This window comes from Chromohalobacter sarecensis, assembly GCF_023061135.1.
GTDB lineage: Bacteria > Pseudomonadota > Gammaproteobacteria > Pseudomonadales > Halomonadaceae > Chromohalobacter > Chromohalobacter sarecensis.
Genome location: NZ_JAKGAN010000003.1, coordinates 46,260 through 71,605, shown reverse-complemented (window position 1 = coordinate 71,605; position 25,346 = coordinate 46,260). Strand labels below are relative to the sequence as shown.

The 25,346-nt window shown below is 61.6% G+C and carries 18 protein-coding genes; 4 read left to right on the top strand and 14 right to left on the bottom strand.

Translation table 11 applies throughout. The features are described from left to right. Positions 1 to 246 precede the first annotated feature (246 nt). Together L1071_RS06085 and L1071_RS06080 are read right to left on the bottom strand one after the other, a co-directional pair. Complete coding sequence (locus L1071_RS06085) at positions 247 to 1,764, bottom strand: sodium:solute symporter family protein (protein WP_246969986.1); 1,518 nt, start codon at positions 1,762 to 1,764, stop codon at positions 247 to 249. Continuing rightward, positions 1,754 to 1,984 carry a hypothetical protein gene (locus L1071_RS06080; RefSeq protein ID WP_246969984.1) on the bottom strand — a complete coding sequence of 77 codons (231 nt, stop codon included), beginning with the start codon at positions 1,982 to 1,984 and terminating at the stop codon, positions 1,754 to 1,756. Before L1071_RS06080 ends, L1071_RS06085 begins: the two co-directional genes overlap by 11 nt. Positions 1,985 to 2,196: 212 nt before the next feature. Here L1071_RS06080 and L1071_RS06075 point away from each other — a divergent pair, with 212 nt between their 5' ends. Next, positions 2,197 to 3,018, top strand: a complete 822-nt coding sequence (locus tag L1071_RS06075) for a DUF1206 domain-containing protein (RefSeq protein ID WP_246969981.1) — start codon at positions 2,197 to 2,199, stop codon at positions 3,016 to 3,018. A gap of 149 nt (positions 3,019 to 3,167) precedes the next feature. On the opposite strand, the gene urtE is transcribed toward L1071_RS06075, so the two are convergent. The 10 genes from urtE to serS all read right to left on the bottom strand — a co-directional run bounded on the left by urtE (position 3,168) and on the right by serS (position 17,826). Next, positions 3,168 to 3,878: an urea ABC transporter ATP-binding subunit UrtE gene (gene urtE, locus L1071_RS06070; protein ID WP_246969977.1), complete on the bottom strand. Its 711-nt coding sequence runs from the start codon at positions 3,876 to 3,878 to the stop codon at positions 3,168 to 3,170. Further along, entirely contained in the window at positions 3,878 to 4,747 is an 870-nt protein-coding gene (gene urtD / locus L1071_RS06065; RefSeq protein ID WP_246969974.1) for an urea ABC transporter ATP-binding protein UrtD, read from the bottom strand. The genes urtE and urtD overlap by 1 nt, the downstream gene beginning before the upstream one ends. Further along, on the bottom strand, positions 4,744 to 5,796 hold the full coding sequence (urtC, locus tag L1071_RS06060) for an urea ABC transporter permease subunit UrtC (RefSeq protein ID WP_246900885.1): 1,053 nt from the start codon (positions 5,794 to 5,796) through the stop codon (positions 4,744 to 4,746). The genes urtD and urtC overlap by 4 nt, the downstream gene beginning before the upstream one ends. Continuing rightward, entirely contained in the window at positions 5,793 to 7,361 is a 1,569-nt protein-coding gene (gene urtB / locus L1071_RS06055) for an urea ABC transporter permease subunit UrtB (RefSeq protein ID WP_246971113.1), read from the bottom strand. Before urtB ends, urtC begins: the two co-directional genes overlap by 4 nt. Before the next feature lie 221 nt (positions 7,362 to 7,582). Continuing rightward, positions 7,583 to 8,848 (bottom strand): urea ABC transporter substrate-binding protein, encoded by a 1,266-nt coding sequence (gene urtA, locus L1071_RS06050; RefSeq protein WP_246971109.1) that lies wholly within the window; start codon positions 8,846 to 8,848, stop codon positions 7,583 to 7,585. 81 nt (positions 8,849 to 8,929) lie between these two features. Beyond that, the gene (locus L1071_RS06045) at positions 8,930 to 9,679 is read right to left on the bottom strand and encodes a GntR family transcriptional regulator (protein ID WP_246900887.1); all 750 of its coding nucleotides are present in this window, start codon (positions 9,677 to 9,679) and stop codon (positions 8,930 to 8,932) included. After that, positions 9,676 to 13,368 carry an urea carboxylase gene (uca, locus tag L1071_RS06040; RefSeq protein ID WP_246969971.1) on the bottom strand — a complete coding sequence of 1,231 codons (3,693 nt, stop codon included), beginning with the start codon at positions 13,366 to 13,368 and terminating at the stop codon, positions 9,676 to 9,678. Before uca ends, L1071_RS06045 begins: the two co-directional genes overlap by 4 nt. Beyond that, positions 13,365 to 15,242 (bottom strand): allophanate hydrolase, encoded by a 1,878-nt coding sequence (atzF, locus tag L1071_RS06035; protein WP_246969968.1) that lies wholly within the window; start codon positions 15,240 to 15,242, stop codon positions 13,365 to 13,367. Before atzF ends, uca begins: the two co-directional genes overlap by 4 nt. A gap of 268 nt (positions 15,243 to 15,510) precedes the next feature. Beyond that, positions 15,511 to 16,383: a uroporphyrinogen-III C-methyltransferase gene (cobA, locus tag L1071_RS06030; protein ID WP_246969965.1), complete on the bottom strand. Its 873-nt coding sequence runs from the start codon at positions 16,381 to 16,383 to the stop codon at positions 15,511 to 15,513. A gap of 165 nt (positions 16,384 to 16,548) precedes the next feature. Then, on the bottom strand, positions 16,549 to 17,826 hold the full coding sequence (gene serS, locus L1071_RS06025) for a serine--tRNA ligase (RefSeq protein ID WP_246969962.1): 1,278 nt from the start codon (positions 17,824 to 17,826) through the stop codon (positions 16,549 to 16,551). A 240-nt stretch (positions 17,827 to 18,066) separates the two neighbouring features. Here serS and ydiJ point away from each other — a divergent pair, with 240 nt between their 5' ends. From ydiJ to L1071_RS06010, 3 genes are all read left to right on the top strand, one after another. Then, positions 18,067 to 21,246, top strand: a complete 3,180-nt coding sequence (ydiJ, locus tag L1071_RS06020; RefSeq protein WP_246969959.1) for a D-2-hydroxyglutarate dehydrogenase YdiJ — start codon at positions 18,067 to 18,069, stop codon at positions 21,244 to 21,246. Positions 21,247 to 21,256: 10 nt separating this feature from the next. Next, entirely contained in the window at positions 21,257 to 21,457 is a 201-nt protein-coding gene (locus tag L1071_RS06015) for a DUF2905 domain-containing protein (RefSeq protein ID WP_246969956.1), read from the top strand. 153 nt (positions 21,458 to 21,610) lie between these two features. Continuing rightward, positions 21,611 to 23,410, top strand: a complete 1,800-nt coding sequence (locus L1071_RS06010) for a cation:proton antiporter (protein ID WP_246969953.1) — start codon at positions 21,611 to 21,613, stop codon at positions 23,408 to 23,410. Between the two features lie 89 nt (positions 23,411 to 23,499). Here L1071_RS06010 and trpC read toward each other — a convergent pair whose 3' ends face one another. Together trpC and trpD are read right to left on the bottom strand one after the other, a co-directional pair. Beyond that, positions 23,500 to 24,312, bottom strand: a complete 813-nt coding sequence (gene trpC / locus L1071_RS06005) for an indole-3-glycerol phosphate synthase TrpC (protein ID WP_246969950.1) — start codon at positions 24,310 to 24,312, stop codon at positions 23,500 to 23,502. Further along, a complete protein-coding gene (trpD, locus tag L1071_RS06000; RefSeq protein ID WP_246969946.1) occupies positions 24,312 to 25,343 on the bottom strand; it encodes an anthranilate phosphoribosyltransferase in 1,032 nt (343 codons plus the stop codon). Before trpD ends, trpC begins: the two co-directional genes overlap by 1 nt. Positions 25,344 to 25,346: the final 3 nt, after the last annotated feature.

Below are 25,346 nucleotides of genomic sequence, written 5' to 3'. Positions count from 1 at the left end.
ACCGGTTGGAGGCGGTTGCTTGTCCACCTCTAAAGACACACATGAGACTTGCGTCTTCCTTGGCGATTCGGATCACATGAGCCTGCGAGGCGACATCCGCCCCTTTCCCTGGCTGCCGGCCACCAACCAGCGCAATCGCGCAATTTCCTTGGCAGCGTCCCAGTGACCGGTGATCGCTTGAATCACCTCCATCTTAGACGCCTGAGCGGACGTGGAAAAGCCTCGCACAATACACAGCGTAAGTACTTACTCAGCTCGTAACGCAGATTCCTTCCCCCCCGGTACAGATTCGGCACTCGAGTGCCGTCTTGGCGCCGCAATGGCGAAGAAACGCTCGATCACCAGCGTGGAGGCCGGCCGTGTCAGACAGGACACCACCACGAATGTGGGTAGATTGACGACAAGCCCCCAGAATCCGGCGTGAATGCCCAGCGGATTGCGCCATACCAGCGTAAATAACAGCGTGACGGAAAACCCCACCACGATGCCGCTCAAAACACCCAGTTTGGAGGCACGGGTCCAGAAGAACATGCCAATAAAGGCAGGCAGTACCTGGGTAGCGAAGCCCAATCCCACGAGCAGTATCATCACCAGGTTGCTGGGTTCGGCGATGGCCACCGGCGCGACAATCAGCGCCATGATCGGCAAGAGCAGGCGCCGCGCCAGCTTGCCGGCGGCGGCATCGGAAAGCTTGAAGGTCGGCTGGGCGATATCCTTGGCATAGGACAGCGCCACCGAATGCAAGAAGGGCTCGCAGGACGACATCGAGGCCGCCAGTGTGCCCGCCCCCAGCAACCCCACCAACCAGACCGGCATCTGTTGCATGGCGAGTTCCAGGGCCACGGTATCGGCACGCGCCAGCTCGGGCAGGCTGTAGATGCCAATGAAGCCCACCACCACCATGGGCAAGATAACCACGTAGTAACTGGGCAGCCAGGTTGCGCTGCGACGAATGGTGCGCGCCGATGACGCGCTCATCCATTGCGTCCAGACCGGCGGCATGAACGACAGCATCGAGACGATGATCGACGTCGTCCAGAAGGCGAAGCTCATGTCTCCCTGAGCACCCGGCAAGGTCAGATAGGTCGGGTCACGCTCACGCAACGTGGTGAAGACGTCGCCAAACCAGAGACCGCCGCCGAAACGCTGCGACGCCCAGAGCCCGATCGCCCATGCCACCGCCAGCATCAGTACGCCCTGAAAGGCGTTGGTGATACCGATCGCGCGTTGGCCGCTGGCATACAGATAGAGGGCGATGCAACTCAAGACCATCAGCACCCCCACCCAGATCGGCAAACGTCCAGCGCTCATGACGTGCAGAATGTACGCTGCCCCAATGGTCTGCAGTACCGCATAGGCCAATGACGCAATCGACATTACCCCTGCGGCCAGGGCCCCCAGCAGCGGGCTTTCATAGCGATCGGCAATGGCCGCTCCTTGCGTGACATGGCCGAAACGCCGACCGAAAGCCCATACCTTGGGGCCGAAATACCAGGCCACCAGCGCCAGATAGGACAAGTAAATCACGACGTAGAAGACCGCCACGCCCTTGGTGTAGGCCCAACCTGGCGCACCCATGAAGGTGTAAGCGCTTACGCTGCCGGCAGCAATCAGCAGATAGAGCGTGACCGGCCCCATACTGCGACCGGCGACGCCCCACTCTTCCAGCGAGTTCATTGAACGTCCTGTCCGGGCGCGCAAACCAAGGAAGATTGCCACGCCCAGATAGGCGAGTGTCATGATAATCGGCACGCTACTCGTCATCGGAAGAACGCTCCACGAGCCGATTGCCGATGGCCATGACGCTGCAACAGGCGAACACGATGACGTATGCCCATACCGCGATCAGCGGCAAGCCAAGTACCACACAAGCTCGGTTGAACCAGCCGATCACCGGCCAGATACCCGCCGCGATGAGCACGATGAAGGCCAGGACCAACCCCCAGCCACGGCCCGTGGTCGGCCGCACGATGTAATGCTTCATGAAACGTTCCGCTCAGGAAAGATGGTCTACGTTGCCAAGGCGTATGCCTTACAATGGCGATACGCGAAAAGCGCTCATGGTAGCGCATTCATTCGCTTTAGGGGATCGGCGCTTGCTCACATGTCCTTCATGCCCCATGAGCATCGTCAGTACACATGGCATGACGCCTACCGTTTCCCGTGCATTTCTTCCCGGCGACAAGGACGTCTTCAATGAAATTTTCCCTGGCCGACTTGCGTAACGCGCTCAGCGGCGCGGCAAGTGCCGGTTATATCGCCAAAGGGGTGATCTATATCGCCATTGGCTGGCTTTCTCTGCTCACCACGCTCGGCATGGGCGGCCAGAATGCCGGTACGGGCGAGATCATTCGTACCATCGCGTTGTGGCCATTCGGAACGTTATTGATCGGACTCTTGGGGCTCGGCCTGGTGGCCTATGTCCTCTGGCGGCTCGCTCAGGCCTGGTGGGATCTCGAACACAAGGGCAATCACTGGAAGGGCATCCTGCAACGTCTGGGGTTCGCAATCAGCGGTATCTTGTATGTCGCCCTCGCCTGGCAGTGTGTCACCTTGCTCGTCCGCTCACTTGCCAGCGACGGCGGGGGAAGCAGCACCTCACAGCAAACCGCCGAGCTGCTCACCTATCCCGGCGGCGTCTTCGTATTATTCGGGCTGGGGCTTGCCTTCATCGGCGTGGGGCTCCATCAGCTTCAGCGTGCATGGAAACGCCACTACCGTCGCAATTGGCACGTCGAAGATATGCCCAATGGACCGCTACCCATCCTCGAGGGCGTCGCCCGTCTAGGGCTAGCGGCTCGCGGTATCGTGTTCGGAATCATCGGGACCTTCTTGTGCGTGGCCGCCATCGAAGTCGATCCCGATAATGCCGAGGGTCTGGGCGGGGTCCTCGACACACTCGCCGAACAACCTTATGGACGCTGGCTGCTCGGCGGTGTCGCCGTGGGGCTGATGGCCTACGGCCTTTACTGCTTCATCAACGCGGGGTACCGGCGCACACGCACCCCACGCCTGTGACCGGATGTGGCGCTTAGCCCATCAACAGCGCGCCGCCGGCATCAGCTACAGCGATGCCGCCCAGTGCCGCTGGGTGTCAAAGCGATGCCCCGAGGCATTCGCGGTGGCCGACTCACTCGGCGCAAGATGCGATGGCGATTCGTAATGGGTCATACCGTTAGATGCCGTTTGACCAGGTCGTCGTCGAGCTCACCGATTTCTCCGCCGGCCACCGTCTGGCCGCGATCCATGATTGTGAAGCGATCGGCGAACTTGCGCGCGAAGGGCAGCTTCTGCTCGACCAGCAACACGGTGAGGCCGTCCTCGCGATTGAGACGGCGGATCACCTCGCCGATCTGGGCGACGATATTGGGTTGAATGCCTTCGCCGGGCTCATCGAGAATCAACAGACGCGGCTCGATCACCAGCGCTCGGCCGATCGCCAATTGCTGTTGCTGCCCCCCGGAAAGATCGCCGCCACGTCGGTGGCGCATTTCCTTGAGCACCGGAAAGAGCTCATAGATGCGTTCGGGAATGCCGCGTTGCGACCCGTCCTGCACACGTTTGCGGCGCGCCGGCAGGCCGATGCGCAGGTTTTCCTCCACGCTCAGCGTGGCGAAGATCTGACGCCCCTGCGGCACGTAACCGATACCCAGATCGGCCCGCGTCTCCGGGCGGCGCTTGAGCAGGTCCTCTTCGGCGAAGCGTACCTGGCCCTCGCGCACGGCCACCTCGCCCATGACGGCCTTGAGCAAGGTGGTCTTGCCCACGCCGTTGCGGCCCATCACGCAGGTGCAGCGCCCTTCCGGCACCTCCAACGAGAGATCGCGCAGGATATGACTCTCGCCGTAATACTGATTGAGCTTGTCGACACTGAGCATTATCCCTCCTCCCGCGTATCGTCTGAGTCGTCGTCACCGCCGCCCAGGTAGACGTCGATCACGCGCGGGTCGTTGGCGACCTCGTCCATGCTGCCCTCGGCAAGCACGCTGCCCTGATGCAGGACGGTGACGGTGCGGGCGATGGAGCGCACGAAGCCCATATCATGCTCGACGACGACCACCGACTGCTGACCGGCCAGGCGCGTCATCAAATCCGCCGTGCGGTGCATCTCCGGTTCGGTCATGCCGGCCACGGGTTCATCGACCAGCAATAAGCGCGGGCGCTGCATCAGCAGCATCCCGATCTCCAGCCACTGCTTCTGGCCGTGCGAAAGCACTCCCGCCAGGCGGTCGCGCTCGGCACTCAAGGCGATGGTCTCCAGCACCTCGTCGATGCGTTCGCGCCCTTCATGATCGAGACGCGCCAGCAAGGTCTTCCACACGCGCCGGTCACCGGCCATCGCCAGCTCGAGGTTAGCACTCACCGACAACGCCTCGAACACGGTCGGCTTCTGGAACTTGCGCCCGATGCCCAGGTTGGCTATTTGCGGCTCGTCCATCTGCAATAGATTGTGGCGGCTGCCGAACCAGGCCTGGCCACGATCCGGACGCGTCTTGCCGGTGATGATATCCATCATGGTGGTCTTGCCGGCGCCGTTGGGGCCGATGATGCAGCGTAGCTCGCCATCGTCGATGGTCAGGTTGAGGTCGTCGATGGCCTTGAAGCCGTCGAAGCTCACGCTGACATCCTCGAGATAGAGAATCGGCCCATGGCGCACGTCGACGGGCGAACGCGCCGGCGCCATGAAATCGAAAACACGGTCAGGGCGCGCAAATTCGCGCAGGCGTTCTACATTGGTCATGCTCATGTGGTCACCTCCCGACGCCGACGCAGGTGTGCCATCAAGCCCGCCACGCCCTGCGGCAGGAACATGGTGACCACCACGAACAAGCCACCCAGGAGAAACAGCCAGGCATCCGGCATCACACCGGTCAGCAGCGTCTTGAAATAATTGACCAGCAAGGCACCGAGTAACGCCCCATAAAGCGTGGCCCGACCGCCCAGCGCGACCCATACCACGATTTCGATGGAGAACAGCGGCGCGAAGGTGCTGGGGTTGATGATGCCCACCTGGGGCACGTAGAGCGCCCCGGCGATACCCGCGATCATCGCCGAGAGCACGAACACCGCCAGCTTGACGTGCTCGACGCGATAGCCTATGAAGCGCACCCGCGCCTCGGCGTCGCGCGTGGCCATGCATACCCGGCCGAGCCGCGAACGGGTGATCGCCTTGCAGCCCCAGAAGGCCAGTAAGACCGCCACGCCGGAGGCCACGAACAGCGCTATCGTCATGCCCTCGCTGCTCAGCGAAAAGCTCAGCAATTCATCGAACCGCGTCAGGCCGGTGCTGCCGCCCATGCCCATCTCGTTGCGGTTGAAAGCCAGCATCAGCGCGAACGTCAACGCCTGAGTAATGATCGAGAAATACACCCCGGTCACGCGCGAGCGAAACGCCAGCCAGCCGAACACCAGGGCCAGCAGCCCCGGCGCCAGCACCACGCCGAGCGCCGCCACGGGAAAGTGGACCATGGCGCTTTGCCAGCCTGCCAGGGGGGCGTCCTGCGCCGTGAGATAGAGGCCCATGGCATAGCCACCCAGAGCGAAGAAGGCGCCGTGACCCAGACTCAGGATGCCCAGGTATCCCCAGATCAGGTCCACCGCCAGCGCCAGCAGCATGTACGTCAGGTACTTGCCCAGCAGCGAGACGACGGACCCATTCAGATGCCAGGCATGATCCGACGGCAAGGCATGCAGCACGACCACCGCTAGCATGCCGACGATCAGGACGACGCTGGTAACCCAGGTCGAGCGTTCATCGAGCAGGGAGTTGCGTTTGAACATCGTGGCGAGACTCATGACGTCCGCCCCTTGGGCGCGAAGAGGCCCTGCGGACGTTTCTGGATGAACAGAATGACACCGATCAGCACGATCACCTTGGCCAGCACCGCGCCGACCCAGGGCTGCAGGACCTGATTGATCACGCCCAGCGACATGCCAGCGACCAAGGTGCCCCACAGATTACCGACGCCGCCGAAGACCACCACCAGGAAGGAGTCGACGATGTAGCTCTGCCCCAGATTGGGGCCGACATTGGTGATCTGCGACAGCGCGACCCCCGCCAGCCCCGCTACACCGGCCCCCAGACCGAAGGTCAGCATGTCCACCCGCGCGGCGCGCACACCCATCGAGCGTGCCATGGCACGGTTCTGGGTCACCGCGCGCACTTCGAGGCCCAGACGGGTATAGCGCATCAACGCCCATAGCGCGGCGAACACCACCAGGCAGAAGATCAGCACGCCCAGGCGATTGAGGGTCAACGACAGTGCCTCGTTGAGGTGCCATGCGCCCTGCAACCAGTCCGGCGAGTTCACGCGCCGATTGAGCGGCGAGAACACCGTGCGCACCAGTTGCTGCAGAATCAGGCTGATGCCGAAGGTCGCCAGCAATGTCTCGAGCGGCCGGCCTTTGAGAAAACGAATCACGCTGCGCTCGATGAGAATGCCGAACGCGCCCGCGACCAGGAAGCCGCCGGGAATCGCCAGCAACAATGCCAGCCCCGGCTGACCGGGTAACAGCTGCTGGATCATCCAGGTGGTATAGGCGCCCAGCATGATCAACTCGCCGTGCGCCATGTTGATCACGCCCATCACCCCGAAGGTGATCGCCAGGCCAATCGCCGCCAGCACCAGCACCGACCCGGCGCTCAAGCCGAAGAACAGCGTCTGCCCACGCTCGTACCAGGCACGCTTGTTCTCGATACCCGCCAGCACCTTTTCGGCGTCGGCAGCAATCGGGGCATCGCTATTGGCGATGGTCGTCAGCGAATTGCGCACGCGGGTGTCGAGGTTGCCCTCTAAGGTCGCCAGCGCCTCGCCTTCTCCCTGCTCCACGCGATAAAGCGCCAGCGCGGTCTCGATCTCGGCGCGTATCGCTGGGCTGTCCTCGTTGTCGAGCTGTGTGGCAACCGCATCGACACTCTGGGCATCGACCTCGCCGATCAAACGCTTGGCGGCGTCGAGACGCGTGGCCTCGTCGCCTTCATCGAGCGACAGCGAGGCGATCAAGCCCTGAAGCTGCGTGCGCAACGTATTGTTGATGCGGAAGGCATCGACACTGCGTCGGGAGCCCGTCCCGGCATCCTCGAAGGTAATGGCATCGATGATCGGCCATTCGCGGCCGCTATCATCGGTGATGATGTAGAAACGCTCGCCATCGCGTTCGCGCCCCAGGCGACCGTCGAGAAATGCCTCCAGCCAGCGGGTTTTCTGTGCCGCGTCGCTGGCGGCGATGGCCTGGGCCGCCTCGGCCTTGGCGTCGAAATCATCGGTGTCCAGGGCCTGCAGCAATGCCTGGGCGCGCTGCGGTGAGACATCGGCCTGCGCCGGCGACGCGAGGGCGAACCACACCAGCAGCACAGCCATGACCGGCAGGCAATACCAATGCCGGGGCGCTATTTTAAGCCCAGTCACGCGCCTCGACCCGGCCTCCCCCCGCAAACGGAATATCGTTGTATGAGTTGGCGTCATCGAAGAAATCCTTCTCGCGCCACAAGGATCGCGGCGCATGTTTCGCGAGCGCCCGCCGCAACGGGCGCCCTGACTGGAAGGAAACGGTGAGCGACATACGCCCACCGCAAGCGTTCTTATTCGTCGCCGGCGCCGTCTTCACAGGTCATCGACTCGACGTTCAGCTTTCCGCAGCGCAGCGGCGCGCGCCAATCGCTGATCAGGTTCTGCGATTCCGGGAGATAGTCGGACCAGGCATCGCCCGCGACGTTGCCTGAGGTTTCCCAAACCACGCTGAACTGGCCGTCATCCTGGATTTCGCCGATCATCACCGGCTTGGTGATGTGGTGGTTGGGCATCATCGCCGAGGAGCCACCGGAAAGGTTAGGCACCGTGACCCCGATGATGGAATCCTTCACCGCGTCGACATCTGCCGTGCCGGCTTCACGCACCGCTTCCAGCCACATGTTGAAGCCGATGTAATGCGCTTCCATGGGATCGTTGGTAACGGCGGTCTCGTCATCGGTGAATTCGACCCAATTGTCGATGAAGTCGTAGTTGGCATCGCTATCGACACTCATGAAGTAGTTCCAGGCCGCCATGTGCCCTACAAGTGGTCCGGTATCGATCCCGCTGAGTTCCTGCTCGCCCACCGAGAAGGCGACGACCGGAATGTCGGAAGCGCTGATCCCCTGGTTGGAAAGCTCGGTATAGAACGGCACGTTGGCATCGCCATTGATGGTCGACACCACGGCGGTCTTCTTGCCCTGGCTGCCGAAGTCAGCCACATCAGAGACGATCGACTGCCAGTTGCTGAAGCCGAACGGCGTATAATTGACCATGATGTCTTCATCAGCGACGCCATGTTCCTTGAGGTACGCCTCGAGAATCTTGTTGGTGGTGCGCGGATAGACATAATCCGTGCCCAGCAACGCCCAGCGCTCCACGCCCTGGCTTCTCAGGTAATCGACGGCGGGAATCGCCTGCTGATTGGGTGCCGCGCCGGTGTAGAAGATGTTTTCGGAAGACTCTTCACCCTCGTACTGAACCGGATAGAACAGCAGGCCGTTTTCTTCCTCGACCACCGGCAATACCGCCTTGCGCGACGCCGAGGTCCAGTTGCCGAAGATCACGTCGACCTTGTCGTCACCGGTCAGCATGTCGCGTGCCTGCTCGGCATATAGCGACCAATCCGATGCCGGATCCATCACCACGGGCTCGAGCTTCTTCCCCAGTAGCCCGCCTTTCTCGTTCTGCTCTTCGATGAGCATCAGCATTTCGTCTTTCAGCGTCGACTCGCTGATGGCCATGGTGCCGGAGAGCGAATGCAGGATGCCGACCTTGATGGTGTCGTCTTCCTGCGCCACCGCCATATTGACACTTCCGATCGCTACCCCGGACATTGCCAGCCACTTTATAAGTTTGTTGGGCTTCATTAATAACTCCTGACCTATTGATTGTTTGGTGTCTTGGAGCGGTCGATTTCATCGGCCTCGATTATTGGCTTTCACCAATTCTTCATCCTCATGAGCCTCATGACGTTTTCTGGCTTCATGCAACATGTGCAGTGTGATCTTGCGCACCTCATCTCGGCTGGCCGCAATGTGGGTGCGCATCAATTGCTGTGCGTATTCACCGTGCTGCTTGCGAATAGCATGAATAATCTCGGCATGCTCATCGAACGTCGCTTCGATTCGGGAAGCCTGGGTAAAATCCAGCCGACGAATGATATGAATTCTCTCGCTTACATCCCGATGAATACTGGCCATCTCGGCATTGCCTGCTGCCGCCACCAAAGAGGTATGAAAATATTGATCGTCATCGCTTAAACGGATGTCGTGTGAACGTTTCTCTACAGGTATTCGCCAGAATTCGCTGAGCTCTTCGATGACTGTCGGTTGCCTTTTCATCGCGCAAAGGCGCTCGATGGCAGAACATTCGAGCACCATCCTGACGTCATAAAGCTGCTCGAAAACCTCGAAATCAAAGGGCCTCACCTGCCAGCCACTGCGAAACCGGACTTCCACATACCCCTCGCGCTGAAGCCGCTGTAATGCTTCACGTACTGGCGTCCTGCTCGCTTCAAAGCGCTCGACAACATCGGCTTCGCTGAAATGATCTCCAGGTATAAGCTCAAAATCGAAGATCATCTTCTTGAGTTTTGCGTACACATGATCGGCTAGTCTAGGACGCCTCGAATGTGACTTATGCAAGCTGGATAATCGCTGATTCATGCTGGCTCCGTTTCCTGAACCGCAGTATCGATCATCGCAACTACTTCACCTGCCTTGACGGCCCTCCCCGGTTCGCATAATAGCGTGTCGAGCTTGCCAGAGACGGGAGCATTGACTGCCACCTCCATTTTCATGGCTTCAAGAATCACCAACGGCTCTCCAGCCTCTACCCAGGCCCCGGGCGTCGCCACAAATTTCCAAACATTACCAGCGATAGAAGCGGCCACTTGTTCCATCCCGGGACGAACGTTCTCAACCGGTGCGGCTTCAGCTTGCTCGATCGCGGGCGGCGCAATATCGGCCGCGTTCCAGCGGCTAACCTCATCGTCGAAGGCGTTGCGTTGGCGCTCATGGAAATTCGCGATGCTATCGGCATGCGACTCCAGAAATTGCAGATACTCGGCAACGTCGAAGGTCTCTTCATCGATATGAAGCTCGAGTCGCCCATGGCGAAAGTCATCACGCAACCGCGCCAGTTCCGACTCACTGACCGGGTAGAAACGTACCTGATCGAAGAAACGCAATAGCCACGGCGCGCCTGGTGCGAACTGGGCGTTGCGCCCCCAGGTGTTCCAGATCGGAACGGTCCGCCCTACCAGTTGATAACCGCCAGGCGAATCCATGCCGTAGATGCACATGTACATGCCACCGATGCCGACCGTACCCTCCGCCGTGTGGGTCCGCGCTGGGTTGTACTTGGAACTCAGCAGACGATGGCGTGGGTCCACGGGTACCGCGCAGGGCGCACCGAGGTAGACATCACCCAGGCCCAGTACCAAGTAACGCGCCTCGAACAAGATGCGCTCGACCTCCTCACGCGCAATGCCATTGATTCGGGCAATGAAGTCGACATTGTTGGGCAACCAAGGAGCGTCCGATTTAACCGTTTCGCTATAGCGTTGGACGGCATCGAGTGTCGCGCTGTCCTCGAACGCCATTGGCAGGTGCAGAACGCGGGTCGGCATTTTCAGCTCGCGCGGATCAGCGAGCGCATCGTCCAGCGCTTGTAAACGCGTAAGCAGGTCATGCTGCGCCAGACGGTGACCGTCGTAGCGAATTTGCAATGACCTCACACCGGGGGCGAGTTCGAGTACGCCGTCGATAGAGGCGTCACGAATCGCCTCCATCAACAGATGCACGCGCAGCCGCGTGGTGAGATCAAGGACATTCTCGCCATACTCAAGCAGGATGTAGCTATCCCCGGCCTGACGATAAACCGCCGCCGGACGCGCATTTTCGGCCGGACGCGATGCCAGCACACAAGGCGAGTGAGACGCTACCGGTACGGCACCGCTCGGCTGAACTCGCGGCTGAATAAGCGCTGGCGGGACAGTCTCGGGCAGCGACACTGCATTGCCATCCGGCAAGCTCAGCGTCTCGATCACCTCCAATCGCGCCACCTCGATGCGCTGTGCCTGATCAAGCGAGATCGGCACGAAGCGAATGCGATCTCCCGGCTTGACCTGGCCAACTTTCCAGAGCTCTCCCTTGGCTACCGTGACCGGACAGACGAAGCCTCCCAGACTGGGACCATCTTTCATCAGGATGACGGGGCTATCGCCGGTGAAGTTGACCGCTCCAATAGCGTATTCACAGTCATGCACGTTGGAAGGATGAAGTCCGGCTTCACCACCATCGCTGCGAGCCCACTCAAGCTGCGGCCCCACCAGGCGCACGCCCAGGCGGTTGGCGTTGTAGTGAACTTCCCAATCGGTCGCGAAGAATTGCTCGAATGCGGTTTGGGTGAAGAAGTCAGGCGCACCGTGCGGTCCAACGAGCACGCCGATCCGCCATTCGCTCTCGAAGGACGGCAGCAAGGATGCCGGCGCCGGCGCAGGGGTTGTCAGTTCCTCGGTGTGCTCGGCGATGTCGAGCAAATCGCCTGTCACCAGCGTGCGCCCGCTGTAACCGCCGAATTGGCCAAGTGCGAAAGTTGAACGGCTGCCAAGATAGATTGGCACGTCCAATCCTCCACGCACCGCCAGATAGCAACGGCAGCCGCTCTGCACCTGCCCGATGGCGAGTACCTGACCCGCCTTGACCGCCACAGGGTGATCGTGAGGCACCGACTGGTCATCGAGGGTCGCCGACGTCGCCCCGCCAGTGAGCGAGATCACGCCATCGCGGTGGAACCTGAGCTTCGGGCCGACCAGCGTGCACTCGAGCGCTGCGGCATCGGACGGATTGCCCACGACACGATTGGCGAGCCGAAACGCCATATCATCCATGGGGCCGGAAGGCGGAACGCCAATATCCCAGTAGCCCACGCGCCCAGGCACATCTTGCACGCTGGTATACGTACCTGGCGTGATGACCTCGACGCAACGCGGCGCCCAGTGAAGCGACTCCAACGCTCGTGTCGAGACCTCTCCCTGCGAGAACATGGGACTCGCAACGATGGCGCGCAAATAGTCCAGGTTGGTCGGAATCCCATAAAGCCGTGTCGACTCAAGCGCCGTCCGCATACGCACAATAGCCTCGTCACGGTCGCAACCGTGGACGATCAGCTTGGCGATCATCGGATCGAAATGCGCCGATACTTCGCTTCCGCTTTCCACACCTGCATCGATGCGTACGCCAGGCAATCCTGAAGGAAACTGCACCGCGTCCAGCATCCCAGGGCTAGGCTGAAAGTCCTTGAGTGGATTTTCGGCGTAAAGGCGTACTTCAATGGCCGCACCCTGTGGCTCGAGCGTTTCGAGTCCCGGGTCCAGCGTCTCGCCAGCAGCCACGCGCAGCATCTGCTCGATCAGATCGAGCCCCGTTACCGCCTCGGTCACGGGGTGCTCGACCTGCAGGCGCGTGTTGACTTCGAGAAAGTAGAACGCGTTTTGAACTGGATCGAAGATGAATTCGATCGTCCCCGCACTGCGATAGCCGACCTGCTCACCGAGACGTACGGATGCTTCGAGCAAGCGCTCTCGCGTGGCGGGGGGTAAGTGGGGCGCCGGGGTTTCCTCGACGACTTTCTGATGGCGGCGCTGCAAGGAGCAATCGCGCTCTCCAAGAGCCACGACATTACCGCGCCCATCGCCAAGTATTTGCACCTCAACGTGACGCGCATCGTCGATGCATCGCTCGAGGAAAACGCCGCTATCACTGAAATATTGCGTACCCAGGCGCACGACGGAATCGTAAGCCGCCCGCAACTCGGACGCATCGGCGCAGCGCATCATGCCGATACCGCCACCACCGGCAGTGGATTTGAGCATCACCGGGTAGCCGATCCGTTCGGCAGCCATCACCGCTGCCTCGACATCTTCAAGCAGTTCGCTACCCGGCGTCAGCGGTACTTCAGCCGCTTGTGCGAGCTCCCGCGCGCGATGTTTCAGGCCAAAGTCACGAATTTGAACCGGCGTCGGACCAATGAACACAATGCCCTCGGCCTCACAACGCTCGGCGAACTCAGCACTCTCGGATAAAAAACCGTAGCCTGGATAGATAGCATTGGTGCCTGTCTCACGCGCTGCGGCGAGCAGCTTGTCGATCGACAAATAGGTTTCATCGGCACGCTCACCGCCAAGCGCCACGGCGACATCGGCCTCACGCACATGAATGGCATTGCGATCGCCATCGCTGTAGACGGCAACGCTTTGAATTCCCAGCCGGCGTAAGCTGCGTATCGCGCGGCAAGCGATCTCACCACGATTGGCGATCAACACAGTCTTGAAAAGCGACGTCCGGTTCATGCGTCTGTCTCCTGATCATTCGATACTGACAACGAGGCGATATAGGCGCGCCATCCCCCCAGCGAGGTAATATCCTTGGCTTCGGGAATCGCCCATGGCTCGCAGATGAACCCCTTGACGACGCGACCATCGGCCAGGACCAGCGACCCTATCCCCAGGGGGCTCGGAATCTCGGCGACGAATTCGCCGAACCGCGCCAGCGGTACATCCCACAGTTCAACCTCAATCGGTGCACCATGGTCGTCACGCGCCAGCCCAGGCTTCGGCGGTGTCGTATTCGCCAAGGCATAGAGGCGGTAATCGGGGGCGGTATGCGTCGCCTCAATGAATACCGCATTACGTGTCGTCAGTTGGAAATTGAGCGGCATGCCACGCAGGTGGGCACCGACGACGGCCAGACGAATGCTGGTCGACGACGGCTCGATTGGCTGAAAGCTTTCTGTCTGGATGACGTCGGATAGCGAGCGTCCGGTGGCCCCGAGAGTCAAACCACTCTGTTGCTGCCAGCGCTTGCCGAATGTCGCCAGAGCACGGTCGTGCCAAGCGGGCGCGATCAAAGTGATGCCCGCGGGTAAACCGTCATCGCGGAAAGCTGCAGGCAATGCCAGTGCACTCAGGTCAGCAAGGTTGGTGAAATTGGTGTAAGTGCCGAATTCGCTGTTGTAGGCGATGGGCTCTTCCGCCATTTCTACCAAGGTGCGAATGGTCGGCGACGTGGGTACAACTAGCGCATCGACGTCTGCCAACACACGCTGAATGTGGCGTGCCAACTCGGCACGACGGTATTCGGCAGCGAAGTAATCCAGTGCCGAGTAACCGTACCCCGACGCGACGATGGTACGTACCGAGGGGTCCATCGAGGCGGGGGCTTGTTCAAGCGTCTCGGCCACGGCATGGGTACGCTCAGCAACCCATGGCCCCTGATAGAGCAACGCTGCCAATTCCTGGAAAGGCGAGAAATCTATGGTCACCATTTCCGCGAGCAGAGACAGCCGCTCGCGAGCTTCCTCGAAAGCCGCCTGCATGGCGGTATCGCCGCAGAACTCGAGCGTCTCGGGAATCGCCAGGCGTGGCTTCTCGGCCATCCCCACGGGGGCTGTCATAGGGTTGCAGCGCGCATAGGGATCTTCCTCATCATAGCCCCCCGCGACTTCCGCCACGGCCCACGCATCATCGACCGTCAGCGCAAAGGCGGAAACGCAGTCGAGAGTGCGGCAAGCCGGCACGACCCCTTTCGTCGAGAGCCACCCTCGGGTCGGCTTGAGTCCGACGATATTGTTGAACCCTGCGGGCACGCGCCCCGATCCCGCCGTATCGGTGCCAAGCGCGAAAGGCACCAGCCCACGCGCCACCACGGAGGCCGATCCCGCGCTGGAGCCTCCCGCGACATAATCCGGATGATGGGTGTTGGGCACCGCCCCCCAGGGAGAACGCGTTCCCACAAGTCCCGTCGCGAACTGATCCAGGTTGGTCTTGCCGACCAGAATCGCCCCAGCGGCGCGCAGACGCGCGACGACGGTCGCATCAGCTTCGGCACAATGCGCAAACGCTTCACATGCCGCCGTCGTCTTCCAGCCTGCCGCGTCGATATTGTCCTTGACGGCGAAGGGCACGCCATACAGGGGTAGATCATCGTCTTGCTTCTCGTTTGCCAGCGTCTCCAGCGCTTGCCACTGACGTTCGAGCGAAGCGCGATCGGCGAGCTCAATCCAGGCGGGGTCGTCCTCGGATAGATGCTCGATCAATGCTCCAAGTCGGGCGAGTCCCTTTCCATCTCGCTGGTGATGGCGCCATTCATCGAGTGCCCACCCTTTCGTTTGAAGGGAGGATGGCGTTTCGTTGGCACGATTCGTTTCTACTTGGTCGGTGGCCATCGGCATATATCCCCTGCATTCCATCTGGTATACAAGACGCTTGCAGGGGTCATGCCAACATCAGGAATCCTCAATAAAATTCCTATATATCAAAAACTTATTCTTAAAATTCGTTGTAAACGCGACCGACCAAGGACACTCACAACCCGATGTCGCACCAATAAAGGCCAGCATCAACGATGCAACGCACCTTTGTGGCACATAAAAAGGAAAGGAAAAGGGAGCAAAGGAGAAGCGATAGCCGCAACATGCGCGAGACGCTTGCAGATCAGATGCTGGAGGCGTTACCCAGCGGCGTGGGATGTTTGCCGTCTTGCCAGCCTTGGCTGGTCGCGGCATCGGGCGAGAACCAGTCCAACGTGCCGTGCAGGGAGACGACGTCGCCGACCACGATCAATGTCGGCGGGCGGATATCGCCAGCATCGATGGCCGCCTGCATTGCCTCGGGGAGTGTCTCTAGAGTGCCCACATGCACGCGTTGGCGCGCCGTGGTGCCCTGCTCGATGAGCGCCAGCGGGGTCTGCCCCGGCAAGCCATGCGCCTGCAATTCATGACGGATGCTCGCCAGCGACCCCAGTCCCATATAGAACACCAGCGTCTGCCCCGGGCGCGCCAGGGTCGGCCACTCGAGATCGCAGCCACCGTTCTTGAGGTGCCCGGTGACGAAACGCACCGACTGGGCATGATCGCGATGGGTCAACGGAATCCCCGCATAGGCGGCGCAACCGCTCGCCGCCGTGATACCCGGCACCACCTCGAAGGCGATACCCGCCTGGGCCAGGGTCTCAAGTTCTTCGCCACCACGCCCGAAAATGAACGGATCGCCGCCCTTGAGCCGCACCACGCGATGACCGGCGCGCGCCCAGTCGACCAGGGCTTGATTGATGCCTTCCTGGGGCACGCTATGCGAGGAGCGCGCCTTGCCGACATAAAGCCGCCGCGCCTCGGGATTGGCCAGCGCCATGATTTCATCACTGACCAAGCGGTCATGCAGCACCATATCGGCTTGCTGCAATAGACGTAGCGCCTTGAGCGTCAATAGTTCGGGATCGCCAGGGCCGGCGCCCACCAACGCGACGTGCCCAAGGCCGGGCGTGGCGCTCGGTTGACGTGATGTGGCGTCATGGGGAGATGCAGGCATGGCGTCGTTTATTCCCGAATCGACTTAAAACACGAAATTATATAGCCGAAAAGATAAGGGTCTAGACTATCCGCAGGAAGGAACGTCTGGTTGGAAGGTTATAACCAAGTGACCAGGCATGCCATTGCCCGCGTACGGCAATGACATGCTCCGCTCATATAGCCATCAAGCGTTGATCCGCTCGACGCCGTCCATATAGGCACGCAGCGCCTGGGGAATCACCACCGCGCCATCGGCTTGCTGGTAGTTTTCGAGCACCGCCAGCAGGCAGCGCCCCACCGCCAGGCCGGAACCATTGAGCGTGTGCACGAGTTGCGGCTTCTTCTGCTCGGGATGACGAACACGGGCCTGCATGCGACGCGCCTGGAAATCCTCGCAGTTGGAGATCGAAGAAATCTCGCGATACGTCTCCTGGCTCGGCAGCCAGACTTCGAGATCGTAGGTCTTGGTGGCACCGAAGCCCATATCGCCGGCACACAGGGTGACCACGCGATACGGCAGCTCGAGCGCCTGAAGGATCGCCTCGGCATGCCCACGCATGGCTTCCAGCGCGTCATAGCTGGTTTCCGGCTCGACGATCTGCACCATCTCGACTTTATCGAACTGGTGCTGACGAATCATGCCGCGGGTATCGCGTCCATAGGCGCCGGCCTCGCTGCGAAAGCACGGCGTATGCGCCGTCAGCTTCAAGGGCAATTCAGCCGGGGTGAAGATCTGCTCGCGCGCCATGTTGGTCAGCGGCACCTCGGCGGTGGGGATCAAGTAATAGTCATTCTCCCCTTCCAGCTTGAACAGATCTTCGCCGAACTTGGGCAATTGCCCCGTGCCGGTGAGCGAATCGTCATTGACGATATACGGGACGTAGCATTCCTCGTAACCGTGCTCGCGGGTCTGCTTGTCGAGCATGAACTGCGCCAGTGCACGATGCAGACGCGCGATGGGCCCGCGCATGACGGCGAACCGCGAGCCGGTCAACTTGGCCGCCATCTCGAAGTCGAGGTAGCCGAACTTGGCGCCCAGATCGACATGATCGCGCACCTCGAAGTCGTACGTGCCCGGCGTTCCCCAACGATGCAGCTCGACGTTATCGGCTTCATCAAGGCCCTGGGGCACGCTGTCATGGGGCAGATTGGGCAGCGCCGCCGCGAACTCGTCCCACTGCGCCTGCACGTCGGCAAGGCGCGATTTCGCCGCGTCGAGGCGCTCGCCCAGATCGCTGACCTCGTCGAGCAGCGGTTGGATGTCTTCGCCCGATGCCTTGGCCTGGCCGATCGCCTTGGAGCGCGTATTGCGCTCGTTCTGCAGGCGTTCGGTCTCGGTCTGCAGCTCGCGGCGCTGCGATTCCAGCGTCTCGAGGTGCGTCGTGTCGAGAGTAAAGCCGCGACGGGCCAGTCGTTCGGCGACCAATGCCGGGTCGCTACGCAACAATTTAGGATCGAGCATGGATCTTATCCGTCGAAAAGAAATAATGAAGCCACGTGAATAGGCCCACATTGTAGGGAAAAGCCACGCCGTTCACCACGCTCGCCGCCTTCTCGAGCGTACTGGCGGGATGCGTCACGCAACGTGCTGCAGTAAAATACCCTCAATAAAGTACCCCCAGACTGTATCGTCCCGACGACGCCGCACGGCCAGATGGTCGCAGAAACCGTCGCCCGGCGCTGACCGATGGCTTGAGACTTCATGATCGCACCCCTGGATACCCCGGAACGCACCGCCACCCCCTATCTGCGCTTTCTCGAGGCGCTCGACCAGGCCGGTTTCAGCGGCGAGATCGCTCCGGACTATGCCAATCGCACGGTGATGGCCACCGACAATTCCATCTATCAGCGCTTGCCGCAGGCTGTGCTATATCCGCGCGATGCCGAGGATCTCGCCTGTCTGGCACGTCTCGCCGGGCGCGAGGAGTTTCAAGCCATCGTGCTCGCACCCCGCGGCGGGGGCACCGGCACCAACGGCCAGTCGCTCACCGATGGCCTGGTGATCGACGTGTCACGGCACATGAACCAGATCCTCGAGATCGACGCAGAAAACCGCCGCGTGCGGGTCCAAGCCGGGGTGGTCAAGGATCAGTTGAACGCCGCTCTCAAGCCTTATGGGCTGTTCTTCGCCCCGGATCTGTCGACCTCCAACCGTGCCACCCTCGGCGGCATGATTTCCACCGATGCCAGCGGCCAAGGCAGTTGCGAATACGGCAAGACCCGCGATCACGTGCTGGCACTCGACATGCTGCTGCTCGGCGGCGAACGCCTGCACAGCCAGCCGCTGACCGATGAGTCGCTAACGCAGACCTGCGCGCGCGACGATCGCATCGGCGAGGCGCATCGCACCGTCCGTGAGATCGCCGACACACAAGGCGCGTTGATCGCGGCCACCTTTCCGCCGCTCAACCGCTGCCTCACGGGTTACGACCTGGCGCACCTGTATCGTGACAACGGCGACTTCGACCTCAACAGCGTATTGTGCGGCGCGGAGGGAACGCTTGGCTTTCTCGCCGAGGCGACGCTTAACGTGCTGCCGATTCCCAAACATTCGACGCTGGTCAACATCCGCTACCGAGGCTTCATGGATGCCCTGCGCGATGCCAAGGCGCTGATGGGCGGCAGCTCTTCATCGACCCAGCCGCAGGGGCTTCCAACCTCACCCCAGCCGCGTCCCACCTCCATCGAGACGGTCGACGACAAGGTGCTGACGCTGGCCATGGAGGACTTCGTCTGGGACGGCGTGGCCGAGTTCTTCCCCGCCGAGGGCGAGGATATCCACGGCATCAACCTGGTCGAGTTCAATGACGACGATCCCGAACGCCTGGCGGCCCGGGTCGAGACCTTCTGCACGCACCTCGGCACCGATACCCAGGTCGAGCGCCTGGGCTATACCCTGGCCGAAGGCCGCGAGGCCATCGGCCGTGTCTACGCCATGCGCAAACGCGCGGTGGGCCTGCTCGGCAACGCCAAGGGCGAAAAGCGCCCGATTCCCTTCGTCGAGGATACCGCCGTCCCGCCCGAGCACCTGGCCGACTACATCGCCGAGTTCCGCGCCCTGCTCGACGCCCACGGGCTGGCCTACGGCATGTTTGGCCACGTCGATGCCGGCGTATTGCACGTGCGCCCGGCCATCGACATGAAAGACCCGGCGCAGGAAGCCCTGATCCGCGAGATCTCCGATCAGGTCGCCGCCCTGACCCAGCGCTATCACGGCCTGCTTTGGGGCGAGCACGGCAAGGGCGTGCGCTCGGAGTACGCGCCTCAATTCTTCGGCGAGCTGTATCCCAGCCTGCAACGCCTCAAGGCAGCGTTCGACCCGCACAATCAGCTCAACCCCGGCAAGATCGCCACGCCCGCCGATACATCTTCCACGAACGATGCAACGGTTAGCTCGCCTGAAGCCACCGAAGCGGAGCCGGTCAAATGGGTCGACCCCGAGCTGCTAACCATCGACGGCGTGCCGACCCGAGGGCAAAGCGACCGGCAGATCGACGAGCGGGTCTGGCAGCACCATGCCAGCGCGGTGTATTGCAACGGCAACGGCGCCTGCTACAACTACGACCCCAATGACGCCATGTGCCCCTCGTGGAAGGCCACCCGCGAGCGCGTCCACTCGCCCAAGGGACGCGCCAGCTTGATGCGCGAATGGCTGCGCCTGCAGGATCGGGCCGGCATCGATGTCATCGAAGAATCACGCCAGAAGCAAGCCGAGGGCTTCTGGGGCGCCACCAAGGCCTTCCCGCAGCGCCTGCGCAACACCCTGCGCAAACGACGCGGCCAGGAAGATATCTCCCATGAGGTGTATGACGCCATGGCCGGCTGCCTGGCGTGCAAGTCCTGCGCCGGCCAGTGCCCGATCAAGGTCAATGTTCCCGAGTTTCGCTCGCAGTTCCTGGAGCTTTATCACAACCGCTACTTGCGCCCGCCACGCGACTACCTGATCGGCTCGCTGGAATTCTTCGTGCCCTATCTCAAACCGATAGCGCCCGCATATAACGCCCTGCTGAACACACGCCTGGCAGAGCGCCTGCTCGCCGGGCCGCTGGGCATGGTCGACACCCCACGCCTGTCTCGGGCAGATCTCACCAAACAACTCAGGGCCTGGGGCATCGCCGAGGCCACGCCCACCGCGCTGGGCCTGTTGACCGAACGCCAGAAAGCGCGCAGCGTGATCATCGTTCAGGATGCTTTCACGAGCCACTTCGAAGCCAAGCTGGTGATGGATATCGTCGAGCTGCTTTCGCGGCTGGATATTCGCGTCTTCGTGGCGCCCTTCCGCGCCAACGGTAAACCACTGCACGTGCAAGGCTTTCTGGGCGCGTTCGAAAAGACCGCCACGACCCAGGCCAAGCGTCTCAAAACGCTCGCCGATTTCGGCGTGCCATTGGTGGGCATCGACCCGGCCATGACGCTCGCCTATCGTCAGGAGTACGTCAAGGCACTGGGGCCCGAGGCCGTGCCCGAGGTACTGCTGCTGCAGGAGTGGCTGCTGTCACTGGGGCACGCTCTGGTACCCAGCGGGTTCGAACCTGCCGCAGATCCAGGCTATAAACTGCTGACGCATTGCACCGAGAAGACCAATGCGCCGGGCGCTACCAAAGCCTGGCAACAGGTATTCGCGACGTTCGGGCTGAACCTGGAAAGCGTCGCCACCGGGTGTTGCGGCATGTCCGGCACCTACGGCCACGAAGCCCGTAACCGCGAGACATCCGAGAAAATCTACGATCTCTCGTGGCGCGCGCCGGTCGAGGACGACACCAATGCTGGGCGCCTGCTGGCCACCGGCTACTCGTGCCGCAGCCAGGCCAAGCGCCTCTCCGAGGCCGAACTGCTGCATCCGTTACAGGGCTTGCTGACGGCGCTCAAACGCACCCTTTAAGAGAGTCGACATGTCCCGATCTCTCATCTTCATCGGCCTGGCTATCGTGGTCATCGGCTTGTTATGGCCCTGGCTTTCCAAGCTACCCCTCGGGCATCTGCCCGGCGATATCGCCATCAAGCGTGAAGGCTTCGCCTTCTATTTTCCGATCACCACCATGATCCTGGTCAGCGTGGTCATATCGGCCCTGTTGTGGCTATTCAATCGCTGAATCGACATACATCAAAACGGTGCAGCGAGACATACCATAACGGGGCATCCAGTCGCGATGTCGACACATTCATCATTAACGCTTGCCATGCATTGCAACTAGCGTGAGGCGACGCTAGGCTTCGCGCTTTCGTTCAACCCAAGGAGCGCGACCATGGAGCACGCTGCCGTCGACCTGACATTGATCGGCCTGCTCGCGCTGATCTGCCAATGGCTGGCCTGGCGTCTCAAATTGCCGGCGATCCTGCCGCTTTTGATCGTGGGTATCGTCATGGGCCCCGTCACCGGTCTGCTCCAGCCCGACGCGCTGCTCGGCGACCTGCTGTTTCCGCTCGTCTCACTGGCCGTGGCAGTGATCCTTTTCGAAGGCAGCCTGACGCTCGACTTCGGCGACCTGCGCGGCCACGGTCATATCGTCCGACGGCTGGTCACCTGGGGCGCGCTAGTCACCGGCATCATCGCCATCGTCGCGGCACGCTATACGCTAGGACTGTCGTGGGAAATGGCCAGCGTCCTGGGGGCCGTGCTGGTGGTGACGGGGCCGACCGTGGTACTGCCCATGTTGCAGACGCTGCGCGCCCGCGAGCATCTTTCGCAGATCCTGCGCTGGGAAGGCATTCTGATCGACCCGGTGGGCGCTATCGGCGCGGTGCTGGTGTACGAATACGTCGCCCTGGGCGCGTCCAACGGCGCCGCTACCCACGCCTTAGTGTTGTTTGCCAAGACGGCGCTGATCGGTTTCGGGCTCGGTGGTCTCGGTGGCTATCTATGGGGTTGCGTGCTGCGTCACCACTGGTTGCCACAGCGATTGCACAGCTTCGGCACGTTGATGGCCATGCTGTCGCTGTTCACGCTTTCCAACATGCTCTTTCATGAATCCGGGCTGTTGACGGTAACGGTGATGGGCGTGTGGCTGGCCAATATGCGCGGGGTACCCACGCAACAGATCATCGAGTTCAAGGAAACGCTCTCGTTGCTGTTGATCTCGGGGCTTTTCATCCTGCTCGCCGCACGTTTGACCGTCGATCAGCTCGCGCAACTTTCCTGGCCCGCCTGGGCGTTCCTGCTCATTTTGGTAGGTGTGGCCCGGCCCCTCGCGGTGTGGGTCTGCACTCTGGGCACTCGCCTCAACTGGCGAGAGAAAGCGCTGCTGGCGTGGCTCTCGCCGCGCGGTATCGTCGCCGCTGCCGTGGCATCGCTGTTCGCCCTCAAGCTCGAGGACCTGAACATGCCGGGCGCGGAAATGCTGGTGCCGGTGACCTTCCTGGTCATCATCAGCACTGTCGTGGTGCAAAGCCTGTTGTCACGCCCCATTGCACTGGCATTGAAGGTCAGCGAGCCGCCGCCCACCGGTTTTCTGATCATCGGCGCCAACCCGGTGGCGCGCACCGTCGCCAAGGCGTTGGAAGAATCCGGTTTCACCGTACGCCTGACCGACAACAGTTGGGACGCCGTGCAGGAAGCGCGTATGGCCGGCTTGCCGGTCTACTACGGCAACCCGCTCTCCGAGCATGCCACGCAGCATCTCGAGTTGACCGGTATCGGCCATCTGCTGCCGCTGTCGCCCTACCGCGAACTGAACAACCTGGCGATCCTGCATTTCGAACATGTACTGGGGCACGGCAAGGTCTTTCGTCTCGCAGCAGGTAACAGCAAGCACGCCCACCGCCATCAGGAACAGGCGCTGGACCACCTGCCCATGGTCTTCGGCGAAGACGTGACCTATGCCCAGCTCTCGAGCGTGGTCTATCGTGGCGGCGAGATCCGCAAGGCCAAGCTGAGCGCCAACTTCGGCATCAAGGACTACCGTCAGGCGCACCGCAACCGCCTGTTGCCCCTGTTCTGCATCGGCCCCAACGGCCGTATTCGGGTTGCCAACGACCGGACGCCGCTCACCCCGCGTGCCGGGGATACCCTCATCAGTCTGGTCTATCCCGACTCGCCCGAATTCTGAACACCCCACAATTCTGAATGCCCCCAACGCCATCGGGCCGCACAAGGCGGCCCGATAGGGGACGGCATAAGAAACTAGCGAATGAGCGCCTAGAAGAACAAGCGGCGCAACGCGCTCCCGGGATCCCGCTCCCGCATGAAGGCTTCGCCGACCAGGAAGGCATTCACATCGTGCTCGCGCATGTGCTCGACATCGTCACGTGTATGAATACCCGACTCGGTGACGACGGTGATATGCGACGGAATTCGCGGCAGTAGCTCGAAGGTCGTCGTCAGCGATGTCTCGAAAGTGCGCAAATCCCGATTATTGATCCCCACCAGCGTCACATCCAGCGCCAGTGCACGCTCCAGTTCATGGGCATCGTGGACTTCCACCAACACATCCATGCCTAGGTCATGCGCTTGTTGGTGCAAGGCTTTAAGGCGGGCGTCATCGAGTGCTGCGACGATCAGCAGGATGCAATCCGCGCCGATAGCGCGCGCCTCGCTGACCTGATAAGAATCGACGATGAAGTCCTTGCGGATCACCGGCAGTGCGCAGGCCTCGCGCGCCGCCTGCAAGTCACGCTCGTGACCCTGGAAGAAGTCGGCATCGGTCAATACCGAGAGGCAACTGGCCCCGGCCTCGGCGTAGGCCTTGGCAATCTGGTCCGGCTGGAAGTCCTCACGTATCACGCCCTTGGAGGGCGAGGCCTTCTTGACCTCGGCGATCACCGCCGGATCGCCCGCCGCAATGCCACGCTCGAGCGCGGCGACGAAGCCACGCGGCGCGTCTTGCTGGCCTGCCTGCTCCAGAAGCTGTGCTTCGCTGACGCGCGCACGACGCTCGCGAATCTCGTCGTTCTTGCGCGCCAGAATCTTGGCTAGGATCGTCGGCAGGCCGGTGTCATGTTCGTGGCTCATCAGCGGTCGTCCTTATGGGCCAGAATGCGCGTAAAATCCGCGAGCTCTTTCATCTTCTCCAGCGGAAGCTTGGAGCCTTGGGCATCCTGCGCCAGGAGCACGCCCTCTTTCAACGTGTCCGCCACGCCGGCAGCATAAAGCGCCGCCCCCGCATTCAGCGCCACGATATCCGCCGCCGGGCCTTCGCCGACGAGCGCGGCCTTGACCAGCTTGAGGCTATCCTCGGCGGTCACTACTTTCAGCGGCGCCAGCGACTGGCGTTCGAGGCCGAAGTCCTCCGGTGCGATGGTATATTCGCGAATCTCACCGTCCTGCAACTCGGCGACGCGCGTCGGCGCGGCCAGGGAAATCTCGTCCAGGCCGTCCTCGGCGTTGACGACCAGCACATGCTCGCTGCCGAGTCGCTTCAAGGCTTCCGCCATGATCGTCAGCAACGCGGGATCGTAGACGCCCAATAGCTGATTCGGCGTATTGGCGGGGTTGGTCAGTGGCCCGAGGATGTTGAACACGGTGCGCACGCCCATCTCGCGACGCGGACCGATGGCATGACGCATGGCCTGGTGATGCATGGGTGCGAACATGAAGCCGACCCCGACTTCCTGAATGCAGCGCGCCACCTCGTTCGGCGGCAGATCGAGCGAAATCCCCGCCACGTCGAACAGGTCGGCACTCCCGGAAGACGACGACACGCTACGATTGCCGTGCTTGGCGACACGCCCGCCGGCGGCGGCGACCACGAAGCTGGCGGCAGTCGAAACGTTGAACAGATTGGCGCCATCTCCCCCCGTGCCGACGATATCCACCAGATGGGTGCGGTCGATCTCGACGGGCAGCATCAATTCACGCATCACCTGCGCGGCCGCCGTGATCTCGTCAGCCGTCTCGCCCTTCATCGAAAGGCCGATCAAAAAGCCGCCGATCTGGGCGTCGCTGGCCTCACCGGTCATAATCGCTTTCATCACCGCGTGGGTGTCGTCGAAGCTCAGGTGGCGGCGACGCATCACCGCGCCGATGGCTTCTTGCATCTGCATGTT